The 18,262-nt window shown below is 58.5% G+C and carries 19 protein-coding genes, 1 tRNA gene and 1 pseudogene; 9 read left to right on the top strand and 12 right to left on the bottom strand.

Annotated features, from left to right (window positions below; translation table 11 throughout):
• The first annotated feature begins 269 nt into the window (after window positions 1–269).
• The 3 genes from ACCC96_RS14765 (at window position 270) to ACCC96_RS14755 (ending at window position 2,319) form a co-directional block, all read left to right on the top strand.
• Complete coding sequence (locus tag ACCC96_RS14765) at window positions 270–1,487, top strand: MFS transporter (protein WP_413696185.1); 1,218 nt, start codon at window positions 270–272, stop codon at window positions 1,485–1,487.
• Between the two features lie 102 nt (window positions 1,488–1,589).
• Window positions 1,590–2,081, top strand: a complete 492-nt coding sequence (locus ACCC96_RS14760; RefSeq protein WP_019651143.1) for a hypothetical protein — start codon at window positions 1,590–1,592, stop codon at window positions 2,079–2,081.
• 4 nt (window positions 2,082–2,085) lie between these two features.
• Window positions 2,086–2,319, top strand: coding sequence for a hypothetical protein (locus ACCC96_RS14755; RefSeq protein WP_019651144.1), 234 nt, complete (start codon window positions 2,086–2,088; stop codon window positions 2,317–2,319).
• A gap of 112 nt (window positions 2,320–2,431) precedes the next feature.
• Here ACCC96_RS14755 and ACCC96_RS14750 read toward each other — a convergent pair.
• The 9 genes and pseudogenes from ACCC96_RS14750 to ACCC96_RS14710 all read right to left on the bottom strand — a co-directional run.
• Window positions 2,432–2,830 (bottom strand): annotated as a pseudogene (locus ACCC96_RS14750) (pyridoxal-phosphate dependent enzyme); the annotation flags it as partial.
• Between the two features lie 159 nt (window positions 2,831–2,989).
• A complete protein-coding gene (gene ychF, locus ACCC96_RS14745) occupies window positions 2,990–4,090 on the bottom strand; it encodes a redox-regulated ATPase YchF (protein ID WP_018929566.1) in 1,101 nt (366 codons plus the stop codon).
• 22 nt (window positions 4,091–4,112) lie between these two features.
• Complete coding sequence (pth, locus tag ACCC96_RS14740; protein WP_019651146.1) at window positions 4,113–4,697, bottom strand: aminoacyl-tRNA hydrolase; 585 nt, start codon at window positions 4,695–4,697, stop codon at window positions 4,113–4,115.
• 169 nt (window positions 4,698–4,866) lie between these two features.
• Window positions 4,867–5,466, bottom strand: a complete 600-nt coding sequence (locus ACCC96_RS14735) for a 50S ribosomal protein L25/general stress protein Ctc (protein ID WP_018929567.1) — start codon at window positions 5,464–5,466, stop codon at window positions 4,867–4,869.
• 142 nt (window positions 5,467–5,608) lie between these two features.
• Window positions 5,609–6,550, bottom strand: coding sequence for a ribose-phosphate pyrophosphokinase (locus ACCC96_RS14730; RefSeq protein ID WP_003171603.1), 942 nt, complete (start codon window positions 6,548–6,550; stop codon window positions 5,609–5,611).
• 46 nt (window positions 6,551–6,596) lie between these two features.
• Window positions 6,597–6,671, bottom strand: a tRNA-Gln gene (locus ACCC96_RS14725).
• 37 nt (window positions 6,672–6,708) lie between these two features.
• On the bottom strand, window positions 6,709–7,560 hold the full coding sequence (gene ispE, locus ACCC96_RS14720; RefSeq protein WP_413696184.1) for a 4-(cytidine 5'-diphospho)-2-C-methyl-D-erythritol kinase: 852 nt from the start codon (window positions 7,558–7,560) through the stop codon (window positions 6,709–6,711).
• A 2-nt stretch (window positions 7,561–7,562) separates the two neighbouring features.
• The gene (lolB, locus tag ACCC96_RS14715) at window positions 7,563–8,180 is read right to left on the bottom strand and encodes a lipoprotein insertase outer membrane protein LolB (RefSeq protein WP_018929569.1); all 618 of its coding nucleotides are present in this window, start codon (window positions 8,178–8,180) and stop codon (window positions 7,563–7,565) included.
• Window positions 8,181–8,184: 4 nt separating this feature from the next.
• On the bottom strand, window positions 8,185–9,909 hold the full coding sequence (locus tag ACCC96_RS14710; protein ID WP_026346023.1) for a tetratricopeptide repeat protein: 1,725 nt from the start codon (window positions 9,907–9,909) through the stop codon (window positions 8,185–8,187).
• A 234-nt stretch (window positions 9,910–10,143) separates the two neighbouring features.
• Between ACCC96_RS14710 and hemA the strand changes: the two genes are divergently transcribed.
• The 6 genes from hemA (at window position 10,144) to ACCC96_RS14680 (ending at window position 15,511) form a co-directional block, all read left to right on the top strand.
• Window positions 10,144–11,433: a glutamyl-tRNA reductase gene (gene hemA, locus ACCC96_RS14705; RefSeq protein ID WP_026346024.1), complete on the top strand. Its 1,290-nt coding sequence runs from the start codon at window positions 10,144–10,146 to the stop codon at window positions 11,431–11,433.
• On the top strand, window positions 11,430–12,512 hold the full coding sequence (gene prfA / locus ACCC96_RS14700; RefSeq protein WP_019651150.1) for a peptide chain release factor 1: 1,083 nt from the start codon (window positions 11,430–11,432) through the stop codon (window positions 12,510–12,512). Before hemA ends, prfA begins: the two co-directional genes overlap by 4 nt.
• Window positions 12,513–13,343 carry a peptide chain release factor N(5)-glutamine methyltransferase gene (prmC, locus tag ACCC96_RS14695; RefSeq protein WP_019651151.1) on the top strand — a complete coding sequence of 277 codons (831 nt, stop codon included), beginning with the start codon at window positions 12,513–12,515 and terminating at the stop codon, window positions 13,341–13,343.
• Entirely contained in the window at window positions 13,337–14,092 is a 756-nt protein-coding gene (locus ACCC96_RS14690) for a molybdopterin-synthase adenylyltransferase MoeB (protein ID WP_258672374.1), read from the top strand. Before prmC ends, ACCC96_RS14690 begins: the two co-directional genes overlap by 7 nt.
• The gene (gene murI, locus ACCC96_RS14685) at window positions 14,085–14,876 is read left to right on the top strand and encodes a glutamate racemase (RefSeq protein ID WP_019651153.1); all 792 of its coding nucleotides are present in this window, start codon (window positions 14,085–14,087) and stop codon (window positions 14,874–14,876) included. The genes ACCC96_RS14690 and murI overlap by 8 nt, the downstream gene beginning before the upstream one ends.
• A 116-nt stretch (window positions 14,877–14,992) precedes the next feature.
• Complete coding sequence (locus ACCC96_RS14680; protein ID WP_019651154.1) at window positions 14,993–15,511, top strand: acyloxyacyl hydrolase; 519 nt, start codon at window positions 14,993–14,995, stop codon at window positions 15,509–15,511.
• A gap of 69 nt (window positions 15,512–15,580) precedes the next feature.
• Here the strand turns inward: ACCC96_RS14680 and ACCC96_RS14675 are convergent, their stop codons facing one another.
• The 3 genes from ACCC96_RS14675 to phrB all read right to left on the bottom strand — a co-directional run bounded on the left by ACCC96_RS14675 (window position 15,581) and on the right by phrB (window position 18,235).
• The gene (locus ACCC96_RS14675; protein ID WP_018929577.1) at window positions 15,581–15,886 is read right to left on the bottom strand and encodes a YkgJ family cysteine cluster protein; all 306 of its coding nucleotides are present in this window, start codon (window positions 15,884–15,886) and stop codon (window positions 15,581–15,583) included.
• Between the two features lie 60 nt (window positions 15,887–15,946).
• Window positions 15,947–16,720: an SDR family oxidoreductase gene (locus ACCC96_RS14670; RefSeq protein WP_026346025.1), complete on the bottom strand. Its 774-nt coding sequence runs from the start codon at window positions 16,718–16,720 to the stop codon at window positions 15,947–15,949.
• A gap of 66 nt (window positions 16,721–16,786) precedes the next feature.
• Entirely contained in the window at window positions 16,787–18,235 is a 1,449-nt protein-coding gene (phrB, locus tag ACCC96_RS14665) for a deoxyribodipyrimidine photo-lyase (RefSeq protein WP_019651156.1), read from the bottom strand.
• Between the last annotated feature and the right edge of the window lie 27 nt (window positions 18,236–18,262).

Here is an 18,262-nt window from a genome sequence, read left to right as displayed (position 1 = left end):
TTGCGACCGCGACTGATGTCCTTCTAAAAGGCCTCGAAAGTTCACCTTGGTCCGCTCTGTAGGCCGACTCTGTAGCGAAACTTCCCATTCTCGGTCCCCTTTGTAAGGGGCCGCGTTGAAGCGGATAAGCAAGGCAAGATTCAGACCATGGCTTTGCGCTATCACCTTTTTGAGGTCGTTAGCAAGCTAAGGGGATGGCGTGACTGCACCGAAAAATGGCACATTGACCGACCTGCCTGTGCGCACCCATCCGCAGTACGGAAACTCTCATGGCCATCAGTAACGTTCAGTCCGCCGCGACATCGGCGCCCGCTCCTTCACAAAGCAGTCCGCTGGTCATGCGCATCATCGGCGCAGTGGCGCTGGCGCATTTGATCAACGACTTGATTCAGGCGGTGTTGCCGTCGATCTATCCGATGCTCAAGGCCAACTATGGCCTGACTTTCACTCAGGTCGGCCTGATTACCCTGACTTTTCAACTGACGGCCTCGCTGTTGCAGCCGTGGGTTGGTTACCACACCGATCGCCATCCCAAGCCCTGGCTGTTGCCGGCCGGCACCGTTTGCACATTGATCGGCATCTTGATGATGTCGGTGGTCGGCAGCTTCCCGATGATCCTGCTGGCGGCAGGGTTGATCGGCATCGGCTCGTCGACCTTTCACCCGGAAGCTTCTCGCGTCGCGCGACTGGCCTCGGGTGGGCGTTTCGGGCTGGCGCAATCGACGTTTCAGGTCGGCGGTAATGCGGGCTCGGCCTTCGGGCCGTTGTTGGCGGCAGCGATCATCATTCCCTATGGTCAGGGCAATGTGGCCTGGTTCGGCTTGTTCGCGCTGTTTGCGTTGTTCGTGCTGTACCGGATCAGCCGCTGGTACGCCAATCACTTGAACCTGTTCAAACTCAAACAAGGTCAGGCGGCGACGCACGGTTTATCAAAAGGCCGGGTGATCAGTGCGTTGGTGGTGCTGGGGTTGCTGGTGTTCTCCAAGTATTTCTACATGGCCAGTCTCACTAGTTACTTCACGTTCTACCTGATCGAGAAGTTCGACCTGTCGGTGGCCAGCTCGCAGTTGCATCTGTTCCTGTTTCTCGGCGCGGTAGCGGCAGGGACCTTCTTCGGCGGGCCGATCGGCGACAGGATCGGGCGCAAGGCGGTGATCTGGTTCTCGATCCTCGGTGTGGCGCCGTTCACGCTGCTGCTGCCCCATGTGGACCTGTTCTGGACCAGTGTGTTGAGCGTGGTGATCGGTTTCATTCTGGCCTCGGCGTTCTCGGCCATTGTGGTGTATGCGCAAGAACTGGTGCCGGGCAATGTCGGAATGATTGCGGGAGTGTTCTTCGGTTTGATGTTCGGTTTCGGCGGGATTGGCGCGGCGTTGCTCGGGCATTTGGCGGATATTCGCGGCATCGAGTATGTGTACTTCCTGTGTTCGTTCTTGCCGCTGTTTGGGGTGTTGGCGATCTTTCTGCCACGGACCAAAAAAGTCTGACCCGGAGCGCCTGCGGGCACCTGCAGCCGTGATTGCAGTTTGCGCAAATCACTATCCTGGTGGACACTTTGCGCCTTTCTGGACTCGATAAGGACGCGAGCAGTGGAGTTTGACAGGAATCAATTTATCGCCAATCACGGCATTGTCTTCAGCGTCACCCGTTTCAGCATCACCCCCAGTGACCGGAGTGGCCTCAGGACGCTCCATTTCGGGGAGGCGAAATCGGCCCATTTTGAGGTCAGCAGTTTGCTGGTCGAGCTGTATGACAAGATGCTCGCCAAGGACCTGCCCTGCGTAATGATGGTAGGTATCTCCAGCCCGCTGACCCGCAAGCAGGGTGACCTGCTCAACGACCAGCGCATGAGTATTGCCAACGTTACCGCCGGGATCTTTATGGCGGCTGGCTCTAAAGTACCGGTTATTGGCATCGCTGTCGGGCCAGCGGCCGGCTATTTTGGCCGAGAGTTGGTGAAGAGCAAGCTACCGACCTATCACGCTGGCGATATCATCGTCAGTCTGGACGCTCAAGTCAGCGGCGGCATCGGACCGCAGCGCTCGGTGTCTTCCATGATCATCAAGTCCCAAGGAACATAGGCCCATGAATCTCTACAGTCAGTATGCGTTGGCCTGTGTGGGGATGGTGCTGCTGTACACTTGCGTAAGGAGCTACGTACTCAGGAAATGGCTCGGTATTGCTCTGGTCGGTCTGGGCTTTGGCGTGATGTTTGTGCTGCCACCCTACATTGGCAGCATTGATGTCGGGATCTTTGCAATCGCGGTAGTGGGGGCGGGGTCTTCGATGTTCTTCAATCGGAGTAAGTACCGAGTGTGAACATCGCGGTGGCGGTTCCTGATAAAGGAGCCGCCGTAGCCTTTGTTGTGCTGGTTTTATCCACGAAAAAAGATGTCGCGTACTGAATGAGGTTTATACCTGTTTCAGGATCCTCAAAATATTCAGCCGTTTCGTCAATTTCCGCTCCCAGCACGCGGCTCATCAGGATATTCCCAACCCGGTCGTAGACCGCATCCGGGAATGGAACCCAGCTTTCTTGAACGAGACTGCACTTCATGCCGAGTTTGGCAGCGACAGCCGCGACCTGGCGCGTGTGGTTTGACTGGACGCCACCGATGGACACCAGCGTATCCGCCTGCGAGGCACTGGCATCGGGAATGATGTATTCCAGCTTTCGGATCTTGTTACCGCCAAACGCAAGCCCGGAGTTGCAATCCTCTCGTTTGGCATAGAGCTCGATATTGCCCCCGAGACACGCCGATAGGCGATTCAGTTTCTCGATCGGCGTAGGGCCGAACATGAGTGGATAGCGTTCAAATTTCTCCAGCATGACGGTTCTCCAGATCACGGATGAGCCGTTTTCAATCTAGCAGAGCACATGTAAGAGGGTTGCGCGCTACCAGGATCCCAAAAAGCAAAATCCCCGTATCAGCGAGTGATTACGGGGATTTTGTGTCTATCGAGGTCCGTGGAAAACCACGGTTCCTCTTTACACGTTGAAACGGAAGTGCATCACGTCGCCGTCTTTAACGATGTAGTCCTTGCCTTCCAGGCGCCATTTACCGGCTTCTTTGGTGCCGGCTTCGCCCTTGTACTGGATGAAGTCGTCATAGGCGATGACTTCGGCGCGGATGAAGCCTTTTTCGAAGTCGGTGTGGATCACGCCGGCGGCTTGCGGTGCGGTAGCACCGACGCGGACGGTCCAGGCACGGACTTCTTCGACACCGGCGGTGAAGTAGGTCTGCAGGTGCAGCATTTCGTAGCCGGCGCGGATTACGCGGTTCAGGCCAGGCTCTTCGAGGCCCAGGGCTTCGAGGAACATGTCTTTCTCTTCGCCGTCTTCCAGTTCGGCGATTTCGGCTTCGATCTTGTTGCAGACCGGAACCACCACGGCGCCTTCTTCTTCGGCGATAGCCTTGACCACGTCCAGCAGCGGGTTGTTCTCGAAACCGTCTTCAGCGACGTTGGCGATGTACATGACCGGCTTGGTGGTCAGCAGGTGGAAACCGCGAATCACCTGCTTCTCGTCGGTGCTCATGTTCTTCATCAGGCTGCGCGCAGGCTTGCCCAGGGTGAAGTGAGCGATCAGCTGCTCAAGCAGGCCTTTCTGGACCACTGCATCCTTGTCACCGCCCTTGGCGTTACGAGCGACTTTCTGCAGTTGCTTCTCGCAGCTGTCGAGGTCGGCAAAGATCAGTTCCAGGTCGATGATCTCGATGTCGCGTTTCGGGTCGACGCTGTTGGAGACGTGAATCACGTTCTCGTCTTCGAAGCAGCGGACCACGTGGGCGATGGCATCGGTCTCGCGGATGTTGGCGAGGAACTTGTTGCCCAGGCCTTCACCTTTCGAGGCGCCGGCCACCAGGCCTGCGATATCGACGAATTCCATGGTGGTCGGCAGGATGCGCTTGGGCTTGACGATGGCCGCCAGGGCTTCCAGGCGTGGGTCCGGCATCGGCACGATACCGCTGTTGGGCTCGATGGTGCAGAAGGGGAAGTTCTCGGCCGCGATACCGGATTTGGTCAGGGCGTTGAACAGGGTGGACTTGCCGACGTTAGGCAGGCCGACGATGCCGCAATTGAATCCCATGGTGTTTCCCCTCGGGTAAGAGTCAGGCCTTCTGGCTGTGCAGGTTTTTCATCGCGCGGTTCCATTCCCCGGCGAGGATATCCGGCAGCACGCCGAGGGCAAAGTCGATGCTGGCATCGAGTTTTTCCTGTTCGGCGCGTGGCGCACGACCCAGGACGAAGTTTGAAACCATACTGGCAACGCCCGGGTGGCCAATGCCAAGCCGCAGGCGGTGAAAGGTATTCTGATTGCCCAGTTGCGCAATGATGTCGCGCAACCCGTTATGACCGCCATGGCCGCCGCCCTGTTTGAGCTTGGCAACGCCCGGAGGCAGGTCGAGTTCGTCATGCGCCACCAGAATCTCTTCAGGCGTAATGCGAAAGAAGCCGGCAAGTGCCGCTACGGCCTGGCCGCTGCGGTTCATGTAGGTGGTGGGAATCAGTAGACGAACATCCTGACCCTGGTGCGAATAGCGCCCGGTCAGGCCGAAATATTTGCGATCGGCCACAAGGTTGACACCCTGTGCCTGCGCGATGCGCTCAACAAAAAGGGCCCCTGCGTTATGCCGGGTCTGTTCGTATTCAGCGCCTGGATTTCCCAGGCCAACGATCAGTTTGATGGCAGTCACGATAGGGGCCCTTCCTTGAAGTGGTGGATAACATCGCCGCCATCAGGGAGTGCGGCGAAAGTGGACGACAAGTGCTCATTTACCATTATGTAAACTCCGCGTTCTCGCCCGCTTTCTCGCTACGCTCTAGTCCGCGATGTTTCCGGTCACTCCGGCGTACAGAGTGAAATTACTCTGCAGCGCCTTCTGCAGCTTCTGGAGCAACACGTGGAGCGTGAACGTTGGCAACAGCCAGGTCGTTACCGTGAGCCAGAGCAACAAATTCAACGCCTTTAGGAGCGCTGATGTCGGACAGGTGAATGATCGAGCCGACTTCGGCGTTAGCCAGGTCAACTTCGATGAATTCAGGCAGGTCTTTCGGCAGGCAGGACACTTCGATTTCAGCAACAACGTGCGAAATCTCGCCGCCTTTCTTCACCGGAGCAGCTTCGTTGATGAAGTGCACTGGAACGATAGCGGTCAGCTTTTGGCCAGCAACTACGCGTACGAAGTCAGCGTGCATCACGTGGCCTTTGGCCGGGTGACGCTGCAGAGCCTTGATGATTACGTTTTGCTTGGTGCCGCCAACGTTCAGCTCGATGATGTGGCTGTAAGCCGCTTCGTTTTCGAGCAGTTTGGCAACTTCTTTAGCCAGCATGCTGATGGATTCAGGGGCTTTTTCGCCACCGTAAACTACAGCTGGAACCAGGCTTGCGAGACGACGCAGGCGGCGGCTCGCACCTTTCCCCAGGTCGGAACGCACTTCAGCATTCAGAGTAAAATCGTTCATGTTGTATCTCCAAAATAACCACATTCGCCCCAGCGTTTGCGACCAGCGCTAAAGGCGATATGGGCAAAAAAGCCCCGCCCCGACAGGAATGCCGGGGCGGGGCGCTTTTCGTCAACAGGATGTAATGAAAAGGGCAGGGCCCTTAACGGAACATCGCGCTGATCGATTCTTCATTGCTGATGCGGCGGACCGCCTCGGCAACTACCGGTGCGATATCCAGTTGTCGGATACGTGCACAGGCTTGTGCTGCAGCGGACAGCGGGATGGTGTTCGTCACCACCAGCTCGTCCAGCACGGAATTTTCAATGTTTTCGATCGCCCGACCCGACAGCACAGGGTGCGTGCAGTAGGCGAAAACCTTGGCAGCGCCATGCTCTTTCAAGGCCTTGGCCGCGTGGCACAGAGTGCCGGCGGTATCGACCATGTCATCGACCAGAATACAGGTACGCCCTTCGACATCACCGATGATATGCATCACTTCAGAGTGATTGGCTTTCTCACGGCGTTTGTCGATGATCCCGAGATCCACGCCCAGGGATTTGGCAACAGCCCGTGCACGCACGACGCCGCCAATGTCCGGGGACACGATCATCAGGTTTTCGAAGCGCTGATCTTCAATGTCATCCACCAGTACCGGGGAGCCGTAGATGTTATCTACCGGAATATCGAAGAAACCCTGGATTTGGTCAGCATGCAGATCAACCGTGAGAACACGGTCGATGCCGACTACGGTAAGCATGTCAGCAACGACTTTCGCGCTGATAGCCACACGTGCGGAACGCGGACGGCGATCCTGACGGGCATAACCAAAGTAAGGAATAACAGCAGTGATACGAGTAGCCGAGGAGCGGCGGAAGGCATCAGCCATCACTACCAGTTCCATCAGGTTATCGTTGGTCGGAGCGCAAGTCGGCTGAATAATGAAGACATCCTTACCGCGGACGTTTTCATTGATCTCGGCTGTAATTTCGCCGTCGGAGAACTTACCGACAGAGATGTCACCGAGAGGGATATGCAGCTGACGTACAACACGCCGAGCCAGATCGGGGTTAGCGTTCCCCGTAAAGACCATCATCTTGGACACGCGCAGTACCTGAAGGCTGAGGGTAACCTGGATGAGTATAGGAAAATGGCAGGGGCGGCTGGATTCGAACCAACGCATGGCAGGATCAAAACCTGCTGCCTTACCGCTTGGCGACGCCCCTGTATCTGTTGCAACGAGTACCCAGTACTCGATTCCTTTTAGAGCAGACTTTGTAGCTTGCGATGCAACATCGAAACGTTGCTTCCTTTTGCTACAAACCCTGTAAGGGTCTCTGTAAGAAGGGCCGAGACTTTATCAGCTTCAGCTTTGCTTGGGAAGCCCCCAAACACACAACTTCCAGTTCCGGTGAGTTTTGCTTCGGTAAATTTACCTAACAAATTCAAGGCGTTACGTACCTCTGGATAACGTCTTGCTACCACCGGCAAGCAGTCATTTCGACTGTTTCCCTTGGGAACGGGGCGCACTTTAATGGGAGGAGAGTTACGTGTCAACAGCGGATCTGAAAAAATTTCTGCTGTACTTACAGATACTTGCGGCACAAGCACCAGATACCACGGTTCCTCGGGTTCTACAGGCATGAGTTTCTCCCCCACGCCCTCGGCGAAAGCCGCGTGGCCACGCACGAAAACCGGGACGTCGGCGCCAAGCGTCAGGCCCAGCGCGGCCAGCCTGTCTTCATCCCAGCCCAGTTGCCAAAGATGATTGAGGCCCAGCAGCGTGGTTGCCGCATTCGAACTGCCGCCACCGATTCCGCCGCCCATGGGCAGGATTTTTTCGATCCAGATGTCGATGCCCAGCGAGCAACCGGATTGCTCCTGGAGTTTTTTCGCGGCTTTGACGATCAGGTTGCTGTCGTGAGGGACGTCGGCGAATTCGGTGTGCAATCGAATAACGCCATCGTCGCGAACGGCGAAGGTGATTTCATCGCCGTAATCGAGAAACTGAAAAATCGTCTGCAACTCGTGGTAACCATCTTCACGGCGACCGAGGATATGCAGCATCAGGTTGAGTTTGGCGGGTGAGGGCAGTGTCAGGCGTGGGGTAGTCATCTTCACTGCCCCAGTTTGCGCGGTTGCCAGTCCTTGATCACCAGCGTGACATCAAGGTCGGTGCCGTGCAGTTTGATCCGCTCGGGCAGCCAATAGCCGTTTTGCTCGGCATAACTGAGGTACTCGACCTGCCAGCCATCCTGTTCAAGATTGGCCAGGCGGCTGTCGACGTCCAGGGTCAGACGACTTTTGCTGTCCGGGGCCGGGAGACCGCGAACCCACCACGCCAGATGGGACACCGGCAATTTCCAGCCCAGTTGTTCTTCGACCAGGGCTTCCGGGGTCGACGCGTCATAACGGCCCTGATTGGCCACTTCCAGCGAGACTTTGCCGGGGCGCCCGGTCAAGCGGGCTGCGCCACGACCCAGTGGGCCGGAGAGGCGGATGTCGTAGTAATCCTGGCGTTGCAGCCAGAACAGGGTGCCGCTGCCCGAATCTTTTGGCGCGCGGATACCGATCTTGCCGTTGATCTGCCAGCCGTCGAGGCTGCTCAGTTGTTGTTTGTGCTCGCGCCATTGGGCCGGGTTACCGTGTCCCCCGACCGATTCACGGGCGCTGAAGCCCGCGCAACCGGCGAGCAGGGCGATGAAGCTGAAAACGATGATGTGGCGCAAAAACATAATCTTAAAGAGTCTCTGATCCGGTCAGGCGCTTGATGGTGCTGCGCAGGGTAGGGCTGTCGGGCTGCTCCTTGAGGAACTTGCTCCAGACTTGTTTGGCTTCGCGTTGTTTGCCATTGGCCCACAGGACCTCGCCCAGATGAGCGGCAACTTCCTGATCGGGGAAGCGCTCCAGCGCCTGGCGCAAATAGCGCTCGGCTTCGTCGAGGTTGCCCAGGCGGAAATTCACCCAGCCGAGGCTGTCGAGAACGGCCGGGTCTTCCGGGTTCAACTGGTGCGCCTGTTCGATCAGGGCCTTGGCTTCGGCGTAGCGCGTGGTGCGGTCGGACAGGGTGTAGCCGAGGGCATTCAACGCCATCGCATTGTCCGGGTCGCGTTTGATGATCAGTCGCAGGTCTTTTTCCATCTGCGCCAGGTCATTACGTTTTTCCGCCTGCATGGCTCGGGTATACAGCAGATTCAAATCATCCGGGAATTTCTGCAGGGCTTGCTGCAAGACGTTCCAGGCCTTGTCGCCCTGTTTGTTGGCCGACAGGGTTTCGACTTCGATCAGGTACAACTGGATCGCGTAATCGGGTTGCTCGTCGCGCTGGGCCGCAAGACGTTTTTGGGCTTCGGCGGTCCTGCCGTTGTTCATCAGAATATCGGCCTGACGCAATTGCGCTGGCAGGTAATCGTTGCCCGGCCCGACCTGGGCGTACTCGATCAGCGCGCCCTGGGGGTCGTTACGCTCTTCAGCGATACGCCCAAGGTTCAGGTGAGCTGAGTCGACATGGCTTTCCCTGGCGATCAAGTCTTCCAGATAACCTTTTGCTTCGTTCCAGGCCTTGGCTTCCAGGCAGACCAGGGCCAACGAATAACGCAGTTCGTCGTCTTCCGGGTATTGCTGCACCAGGCTCGAGAACTCGACCTTGGCGTCGTCCATGCGGTCCTGTTCGACCAGCATGCGCGCGTAGGTCAGGCGCAGGCGTTTGTCGTCCGGGTATTTCTTGATGCTTTTTTGCAGTAGCGGCAAGGCTTCACCGCCACGGCTGAGCCCTTGCAGCAGGCGCGCGCGCAGCAGAATCGGCGCTATTTCGCCTTCTTCCGGCGGGTTGTCTTCGAGCAGGGTCAGCGCGCCTTTGGCGTCGCCATCCTGTTGCAACAGCAAGGCCTTGCCGAAAATCAGCTGGTTGTTGTGCGGGTGGCGCTGCAACAAACGGTCAAAACCTTTCATCAGGCCGTTGCGGGTTTCCTGGTCGGTATCGGCCGCAGACAGGGCGAGGAAGTCGAAATGAGTGTCGCCTTTGCCTTGCAGGACTTTTTCCATATAAGCCATGGAGTCGTCGTAACGCCCGGCGCGGGCGAGTTGCACGGCCGCAGCCCGTTGTGCCTCGAGATCGTTCGGGGCGTTTTTTGCCCAGATCAGCGAGGTGTCGAGGGCCGCTTGATCGGCGCCCAGGTATTCGGCAATGCGAAATGCCCGCTCGGAGATGCCCGGATCCTGGGTATTGATGGCCTGGGTCACGTAGTTGTCCAGGGCAATGTCGTAACGATTGCGCTGGCCAGCCAGTTCGGCGCTCAACAGGCTGAAGACGGTTTCTTCGCTGAACGAGCTGTAAACCTTGGGCTTTTCAGGCGCCGGGGTGCTGTCTTCGACCGGCGGCGTACCGTCCGACGAAACGGGTGCCAAGGCCTGGCAGCCGCTGAGGAAGACAAAAGCGAGGAGCAACGCGGAAGATCTATTCATATAGGAAGAGGACGACTAACCTGCGGTCGGATCATCATGACACAAGCCTTCGGTCAAACATAACCGCCCGGCCAATTTACCCGCGCACGCAATCCCGGCAGGCCCGGCGCTGGTGTAAACGAGAACGGATCGCAGCTTCGGCGGCGTCAACCGGGACGATAGATATCGAGTGGTTGTTCTGGCTCTGTCGAAGTAGGACAATTGTCGGCTTCACGTCACCATCAGCGACCTTGAATGGCCTTCCTTGCACTCGGTATTAACCACAAGACTGCTTCAGTAGACGTCCGCGAGCGCGTGGCCTTTACCCCTGAGCAGCTGGTTGAGGCCTTGCAGCAGCTCTGCCGACTCACCGACAGCCGCGAAGCTGCGATCCTCTCCACCTGCAATCGCAGTGAACTGTATATAGAACAGGATCACCTTTCGGCTGACATCGTGCTGCGCTGGCTGGCCGATTATCATCATTTGAGCCTCGAAGAACTGCGTGCAAGCGCTTATGTGCATGAAGATGATGCGGCAGTTCGTCACATGATGCGGGTCGCCTCCGGGCTCGATTCGCTGGTGTTGGGTGAACCACAGATTCTTGGCCAGATGAAATCGGCCTACGCCGTGGCTCGCGAGGCGGGCACCATTGGTCCGCTACTCGGGCGTTTGTTCCAGGCCACGTTCAATGCGGCCAAACAGGTGCGAACCGACACCGCCATCGGTGAAAACCCGGTGTCGGTGGCGTTTGCCGCGGTCAGCCTGGCGAAACAGATTTTCAGTGATTTGCAACGCAGCCAGGCCTTGCTGATCGGCGCCGGCGAGACCATCACCCTGGTCGCCCGCCATCTGCATGAGCTGGGCGTGAAGCGAATCGTGGTCGCCAACCGTACCCTGGAGCGCGCAAGCACCCTGGCCGAGCAGTTCGGCGCCCACGCGGTGTTGCTCTCGGACATCCCGACAGAATTGGTGCGCAGCGACATCGTCATCAGTTCCACCGCCAGCCAGTTGCCTATTCTCGGTAAAGGCGCGGTGGAAAGCGCCTTGAAATTGCGTAAGCACAAGCCGATTTTCATGGTGGATATCGCAGTCCCTCGGGATATCGAACCGGAAGTCGGCGAGTTGGACGACGTTTACCTGTATAGCGTCGACGATCTCCACGAAGTGGTCGCCGAAAACCTCAAGAGCCGTCAGGGCGCTGCCCAGGCTGCCGAGGAGATGGTGTCGGTCGGAGCCGAAGATTTCATGGTTCGCCTGCGCGAACTGGCGGCGGTGGATGTGCTCAAGGCTTATCGTCAACAAAGCGAGCGCCTGCGCGACGAAGAATTGCAGAAGGCCCAGCGCATGCTCGCCAATGGCAGCAGCGCCGAGGACGTGCTGGTGCAACTGGCCCGTGGCCTGACCAACAAACTCTTGCATGCCCCGAGCGTGCAATTGAAAAAGCTCTCTGCCGAAGGCCGCCTCGATGCGCTGGCCATGGCCCAGGAACTCTTTGCCCTCGGTGAGGGCTCATCGGATAGCTTTTCGGATAAGAAACCGCAATGAAAGCGTCACTGCTCAATAAGCTGGACATCCTCCAGGACCGTTTCGAGGAATTGACCGCCCTGCTTGGCGATGGCGAAGTCATTTCCGATCAGAACAAATTCCGCACCTATTCCAAGGAATACGCGGAAGTCGAGCCGATCGTCGGCACCTATAAACAGCTGCTCAAAGTGCAGGGCGACCTCGAAGGCGCACAGGCACTGCTCAAGGACAGCGACCCGGACATGCGTGAAATGGCCGTGGAAGAAGTCCGCGAAGCCAAGGAACGATTGATCGAGCTCGAAGCCAGCCTGCAACGCATGCTGCTGCCCAAGGATCCGAACGACGGTCGTAACGTGTTCCTGGAAATCCGCGCGGGCACTGGCGGTGATGAAGCGGCGATTTTCTCCGGCGACCTGTTCCGCATGTATTCGCGTTACGCCGAGCGGCGTGGCTGGCGGGTAGAGATTCTCTCGGAGAACGAAGGCGAACACGGTGGCTATAAAGAAGTTATCGCCCGTGTCGAAGGCGAGAACGTCTACGGCAAACTGAAGTTCGAATCCGGTGCGCACCGTGTGCAGCGGGTTCCGGCCACTGAGTCTCAAGGTCGCATCCACACCTCGGCCTGCACCGTGGCGGTATTGCCCGAGCCGGACGAGCAGGAAGCCATCGAGATCAACCCGGCGGATCTGCGGGTCGACACCTATCGCTCCTCCGGTGCCGGTGGTCAGCACGTCAACAAGACCGACTCGGCGATTCGTATCACGCACTTGCCGTCCGGTATTGTCGTCGAGTGCCAGGAAGAACGTTCCCAGCACAAGAACCGCGCCCGGGCGATGTCCTGGCTGTCGGCCAAACTCAACGACCAGCAGACCAGTGCCGCGGCCAATGCCATCGCCAGCGAGCGTAAATTGCTGGTCGGTTCCGGTGACCGCTCCGAGCGGATCCGTACCTACAACTTCGCCCAGGGCCGGGTCACCGACCATCGGGTCAACCTGACGCTGTATTCGCTCGACGAAATTCTCGCGGGCGGCGTGGATGCGGTGATCGAACCGTTGCTGGCCGAATACCAGGCCGATCAATTGGCAGCGATAGGTGAGTAAATGACGATCATTGCCAGTTTGCTGCGCGCCGCCGATTTGCCTGATTCGCCCACCGCGCGCCTGGATGCCGAATTGCTGCTGGCGGCGGCCTTGGGCAAGTCCCGCAGCTTTCTGCACACCTGGCCTGAGCGTATCGTCCCGAGCGAAGCGGCACTGAAGTTTGCCGAGTATTTGCAGCGCCGCCGCAGCGGTGAGCCAGTGGCCTATATTCTGGGTCAGCAAGGCTTCTGGAAGCTCGACCTGGAAGTCGCGCCCCACACGTTGATTCCGCGTCCCGACACTGAATTGCTGGTGGAAGCAGCGTTGGAACTGTTGCCGGCCACCCCAGCCAAGGTGCTCGATCTGGGTACCGGCAGTGGTGCCATCGCCCTGGCGCTGGCCAGCGAGCGTCCTGCCTGGAAGGTCACCGCCGTGGATCGCGTGCTGGAAGCCGTGGCCCTGGCCGAGCGCAATCGTCAGCGCTTGAACCTGAACAATGCCACGGTGTTGAGCAGTCATTGGTTCAGTGCCCTGGAAGGCCAGCGTTTTCAACTGATCATCAGCAATCCGCCCTACATCGCTTCGACCGATCCGCATCTGGTGGAGGGCGACGTACGCTTTGAGCCGGCCAGTGCCTTGGTGGCGGGTGTCGATGGGCTCGACGATTTGCGTCTGATCGTCGCCCAGGCACCGGATTATCTTGAAGCGGGTGGTTGGTTGATGCTCGAACACGGTTACGATCAAGCCTGCTCAGTGTGCGATTTGCTGCTGACCCGTGGCTTTGAAGAAGTCCATAGCCGCACCGATCTGGGCGGTCACCAACGCATCAGTCTGGGGCGCTTGCCGTGCTGAATGATCAGGAATTGCTGCGATACAGCCGGCAGATTCTGCTGCAACACGTCGACATCGACGGCCAGTTACGGCTCAAGGAAAGCCGTGTGCTGATTATCGGTCTCGGTGGCCTCGGGTCGCCGGTTGCGCTGTACCTGGCCGCGGCTGGTGTCGGTGAGTTGCATCTGGCGGACTTCGACACGGTCGACCTGACCAATCTGCAACGCCAGATCGTTCACGACACCGACAGCGTCGGCCTGAGCAAGGTCGATTCGGCGATCCGTCGCCTGACCGCGATCAATCCAGAGATTCAGCTGATCGCCCATCGCACTGCATTGGACGAGGATTCGCTGGCCGCCGCTGTTGCCACGGTGGACCTGGTGCTGGACTGTTCCGACAATTTTTCCACCCGCGAGGCGGTCAACGCTGCGTGTGTGGCCGCGCGCAAGCCGCTGGTCAGCGGTGCGGCGATTCGCCTGGAAGGGCAATTGTCGGTGTTCGACCCGCGTCGTCCAGAGAGCCCGTGCTACCACTGTTTATACGGGCACGGCAGCGAGGCCGAGTTGACCTGCAGCGAGGCGGGCGTCGTCGGTCCTTTGGTCGGGTTGGTCGGCAGCCTCCAGGCACTGGAAGCGCTGAAACTGCTGGTGGGGTTCGGCGAGCCGCTGGTGGGGCGCCTGTTATTGATTGATGCCTTGGGCTCACGCTTCCGTGAATTGCGGGTCAAGCGTGATCCAGGCTGCAGCGTCTGCGGGTCGCGCCATGCGTGAAGCGCCGATTGCTGTGTTCGATTCCGGCGTCGGTGGACTCTCCGTGCTGGCCGAGATCCAGCAGTTGCTGCCAAACGAGTCTCTGTTGTACTTCGGCGATTGCGGGAATATTCCCTACGGCGAGAAAACCCCGGCATTCATCCGCCAGCGTTGCAGTGTCATGGCGCGGTTCTTTCAGCAGCAAGGCGCCAAGGCGCTGGTGCTGGCTTGCAACACCGCGACGGTGGCCGGCGTTGCGGACTTGCGGCGCGATTACCCCGAGTGGCCTATCGTCGGCATGGAGCCTGCGGTCAAACCGGCCGCTGCGGCGACGCGTAGCGGTGTGGTCGGCGTGCTCGCCACCACCGGTACTTTGCAGAGTGCCAAGTTTGCTGCCTTGCTCGATCGTTTCGCCACCGATGTACGGGTGATCACTCAGCCGTGCCCCGGGCTGGTGGAGCTGATTGAAAATGGCGATCTGCACAGCGAGACGTTGCGTCAGTTGCTGCGAGGGTATGTCGAGCCGCTGCTGGCTGCAGGTGCAGATACGATCATTCTGGGCTGTACGCATTATCCCTTTTTAAAGCCGCTGCTAAAGCAGATGCTCCCGCAAAACATCAGCTTGATTGATACCGGCGCCGCTGTGGCGCGGCAGCTCCAGCGTCTGCTGGCCGAGCGAGAATTGCTGGCCGAGGGGCCTGCTCGCCCCGCACAGTTCTGGTCGAGTGCGGACCCAGAGCATTTCAGAAATATCTTGCCGATCCTGTGGAATATGTCTGGGGTTGTGCGAAGCTTCGAAAGATAGAGACGCGTAGCAAACGAATAATTGGGGTGAGCTTCTGATTAAACGGTGACTTCTATAGCTTTGTTTGTTTTGCAGCATAAAAATCATACTAAATTGTTCGGAAAAGGATGTTTCTAATGAAGCGACTATTCTGTTTGGCCGCGATTGCGACCGCATTGATGGGGCACAGTTTTACCGCGCAGGCGGCAGGGGTGGAGTTCGGGGTCGGCCAGACCAGCGATTCGACCATGACCTACCGACTGGGCATGCAGTTCGATTGGGACAAGAGCTGGTTGCAGAGTGATGTTGGCCGCTTGACCGGCTACTGGAGCGGCGCTTACACCTACTGGGATGGCGACAAAACGGCGAGCAATCACAGTTTGTCGTTCTCGCCGGTACTGGTGTACGAGTTTGCCGGTCAGAACATCAAGCCCTACGTCGAAGCGGGTATCGGTATCGCGGTGTTTGCCAACACCGAATACGAAGATAACAAGCTCGGCAGTGCCTTTCAGTTCGAAGACCGTTTCGGGTTTGGTCTGCGCTTTGCCGGCGGACATGAAGTCGGGATTCGCGCCACCCACTACTCCAATGCCGGGATCAGTAACCCGAACGACGGTGTAGAAAGCTACGCATTGCATTACACGATGCCGTTGTAAGCCTGCAATGTTTGGATGTGGGAGCTACCTGTGGCGGGGGCTCTCACATGGCACCGGGTGACTTCGATCTCACCGATACGCTGTCGCAATCCCCTGGCGTTCGGTGATGCATTCCGGTGCGCCCATTTCGAACTCCCGGCAGATCAGCGGACGCTTTTCATAGATGGTGCACATCATGCTGTTGCGATCCAGTGCGGCGCACCAGCCGTCATCCAGTCGCAGCATGACTTCACCACCCCAATCATCGGTATCGATAAAACGTTCGGGCACGCCGGTGTCAGTGATCAGCATCACTTCAAGCTGGCAGCAGCAGGCTGCGCAGGTCGAGCAGGTGACCGCAGGCTCGGCGACTTGCGTGTGGGGAATGGTTTTCATGGCGCGCAGTGTAAGGCAGTGAGCCCACGCTGTGTAAAAGGCCTGACAGACGCTCAGGCTTCACGGCAGACCCTCGATCGGCGGCTTGTTTCGCGCTTGTTCGTCGATTGCCAGTCCCGCCCGGTCGGGTTGTTGCGGCAGGGGCCAAAGAACAGGCATGAGCAGCTCCGGCAAGGAGAATTCCAGTGGACGATTCTTGATCATGTCGAGGAGGTATCGCGCGGCTTGGCCTGCCGACCAGTCGAGAAGTATCGGGACGCCGTTGTTCAGAGGCGTATTGATAAGTTCTGGGCTGACCACGGTCATTTCGATGTTTTCCGGCGCCATGTCGATGCGCAATGACTCGAATAGATGACGCAACCCGGCCTTTGAATCGCCATAGGATTCGGCCCACGGCAGGGGTAACCAGGTCACCGAACTGGCAATGCCCACCAGATGCGGCGCAGTGCCCGCCTGCAGCAAAGGCCGGGCGGCTGCGATGCAATAACTGCTGGCAAGCAAGTTGGTTCGCACGATGTGCTCGATGATTGACGAGTCTAACTGATTGGCGTCGACGTATTCGCAGGTGCCGGCGTTAAGGATCATGGTGTCCAGAGAATCCCATTCCTGCGCAATATGCTCGCCGATTTCACGCACTCTTTGCCCGTTGGTCAAATCGCCCGCGACCACCAGCACCTGACCGGGATAGCGCTCAGACAGGTCTTTCAGTGACGCCACCGAGCGGGAGCTGACCGCCAGATGGGCACCGCTTTTCAGTATTTCTTCAGCCAGCGCAGCGCCAATACCGTTGCTGGCGCCGGTCAACCAGTATCGCCTTGGAGGTGTACGACTCATCCCAATCCCCTTATTTACCCAATATTTCCCTGGCTCAATTCCGTGTTCATGACGCAACGCTCAGCATCAATTTAATGACGGTGGCGATAAACCCTGTCGTGATGGCAGGTTCTTGAACGCGGCCAGGGCCCGTTCACGGGAAGCACTCAGATTGACGATGGGCGACGGATAATTCCTCACGCCGAACAGTCCGTCGAGATTTGCCGGGTTGTGCAGGTCTTCTCTATTCAATTCGTTGAGCTCCGGCACCCAGTGCTTGATGAACACCCCTTCGGCATCGAACTTTTCCGACTGGCTCAGCGGGTTGAAAATCCGGAAGTAGGGCGCCGAATCGGTGCCGGTGGACGAACTCCACTGCCAGCCACCATTGTTCGCCGCCAGGTCGCCATCAATCAGGTGCCGCATGAAGAAGCGCTCGCCTTCACGCCAGTCGATCAGCAGGTTCTTGGTCAGGAACATCGCCACCACCATGCGCAGGCGGTTGTGCATCCAGCCGGTTTCCAGCAATTGGCGCATGGCGGCATCGATGATCGGCAGGCCGGTGCGGCCTTGCTGCCAGGCCTCGAGTTCTTGCGGGGCGTCACGCCAGACCAGGGCTTCGGTTTCCGGACGGAAGGCGCGGTGCCGGGATACACGTGGGTAGCCCACCAATATGTGTTTGTAGAACTCGCGCCACAGCAGCTCGTTGATCCAGGTGACGGCGCCGACCTTGCCGCTTTCGAACTCGCCCTGATTGCTTCGCAACGCGGCGTGCAGGCACTGACGAGGGGAAATCACCCCGGCGGTGAGATAGGCCGAGAGCTGGCTGGTGCCGGGTATTGCCGGGAAGTCGCGTTCGCTGTGGTAATAGTCGATCTGGGCGTCGACAAAGGTGTCGAGGCGGCGCCGGGCTTCGGTTTCACCGGCTGGCCAGAGGGCGCGCAAGCTGTCGTTGGGAGAAGCGAAACCCTCGACACGGGAGGGCGGTTCGTCGCTGCTGATATGCAATGGAGCCTGAAGGGCGGGTGCAGCGACCAATCCGGGTAATGAAGCGTGCAGGCGTTCGTAGCAGACCTTGCGAAACTGGCTGAAGACCTGGAAGTAGGTTCCGGTTCTGGTGAGCACGGTGCCTGGCTTGAACAGCAGCTGATCGAGGTGGCTGTAAAAGTCGATGCCCCGGGCTTTCAGCGCGTGGGCCACCGCCGCATCACGGCGAGTCTCATGTATGCCGTATTCCTCGTTGACGTGCACCGCGTCGATCTTCAACTGCTGGCACAGTTCGAGCAGAACCTTGGGCGCTTCATCCCAGCAGGACGCCTGGCGAATCAGTAGCGGGATGTTCAGGGCGTCCAGCGCACGGCGTAACTCGCCGAGGTTGCGCAGCCAGAAATCCACTTTGCACGGCGCGTCGTCGTGCGCAAGCCACTGCTGCGGACTTGGCAAATACACCGCCACACACGGGCCACGGGCTGCGGCGGCCGAGAGGGCGGTGTTGTCGTGTAGACGCAAGTCGCTGCGCAGCCAGATCAATTGCATGGTCGTATCCGTACGATTCATCAAAAA

Source organism: Pseudomonas sp. Pseusp11 (assembly GCF_047304405.1).
Lineage (GTDB): Bacteria > Pseudomonadota > Gammaproteobacteria > Pseudomonadales > Pseudomonadaceae > Aquipseudomonas.
The sequence above is the reverse complement of the archived record's forward strand: the minus strand, read 5'-3'. Positions and strand labels throughout refer to the sequence as shown.

Bases quoted from the DNA above. Each gene is read 5' to 3' on its own strand.
- ACCC96_RS14765 (WP_413696185.1), top strand. From the start codon at position 270: ATGGCCATCAGTAACGTTCAGTCCGCCGCGACATCGGCGCCCGCTCCT.
- ACCC96_RS14755 (WP_019651144.1), top strand. From the start codon at position 2,086: ATGAATCTCTACAGTCAGTATGCGTTGGCCTGTGTGGGGATGGTGCTG.
- ychF (WP_018929566.1), bottom strand. From the start codon at position 4,090: ATGGGATTCAATTGCGGCATCGTCGGCCTGCCTAACGTCGGCAAGTCC.
- ACCC96_RS14735 (WP_018929567.1), bottom strand. From the start codon at position 5,466: ATGAACGATTTTACTCTGAATGCTGAAGTGCGTTCCGACCTGGGGAAA.
- ispE (WP_413696184.1), bottom strand. From the start codon at position 7,560: ATGACTACCCCACGCCTGACACTGCCCTCACCCGCCAAACTCAACCTG.
- lolB (WP_018929569.1), bottom strand. From the start codon at position 8,180: ATGTTTTTGCGCCACATCATCGTTTTCAGCTTCATCGCCCTGCTCGCC.
- ACCC96_RS14710 (WP_026346023.1), bottom strand. From the start codon at position 9,909: ATGAATAGATCTTCCGCGTTGCTCCTCGCTTTTGTCTTCCTCAGCGGC.
- hemA (WP_026346024.1), top strand. From the start codon at position 10,144: ATGGCCTTCCTTGCACTCGGTATTAACCACAAGACTGCTTCAGTAGAC.
- prfA (WP_019651150.1), top strand. From the start codon at position 11,430: ATGAAAGCGTCACTGCTCAATAAGCTGGACATCCTCCAGGACCGTTTC.
- prmC (WP_019651151.1), top strand. From the start codon at position 12,513: ATGACGATCATTGCCAGTTTGCTGCGCGCCGCCGATTTGCCTGATTCG.
- murI (WP_019651153.1), top strand. From the start codon at position 14,085: ATGCGTGAAGCGCCGATTGCTGTGTTCGATTCCGGCGTCGGTGGACTC.
- ACCC96_RS14680 (WP_019651154.1), top strand. From the start codon at position 14,993: ATGAAGCGACTATTCTGTTTGGCCGCGATTGCGACCGCATTGATGGGG.
- ACCC96_RS14675 (WP_018929577.1), bottom strand. From the start codon at position 15,886: ATGAAAACCATTCCCCACACGCAAGTCGCCGAGCCTGCGGTCACCTGC.
- ACCC96_RS14670 (WP_026346025.1), bottom strand. From the start codon at position 16,720: ATGAGTCGTACACCTCCAAGGCGATACTGGTTGACCGGCGCCAGCAAC.
- phrB (WP_019651156.1), bottom strand. From the start codon at position 18,235: ATGCAATTGATCTGGCTGCGCAGCGACTTGCGTCTACACGACAACACC.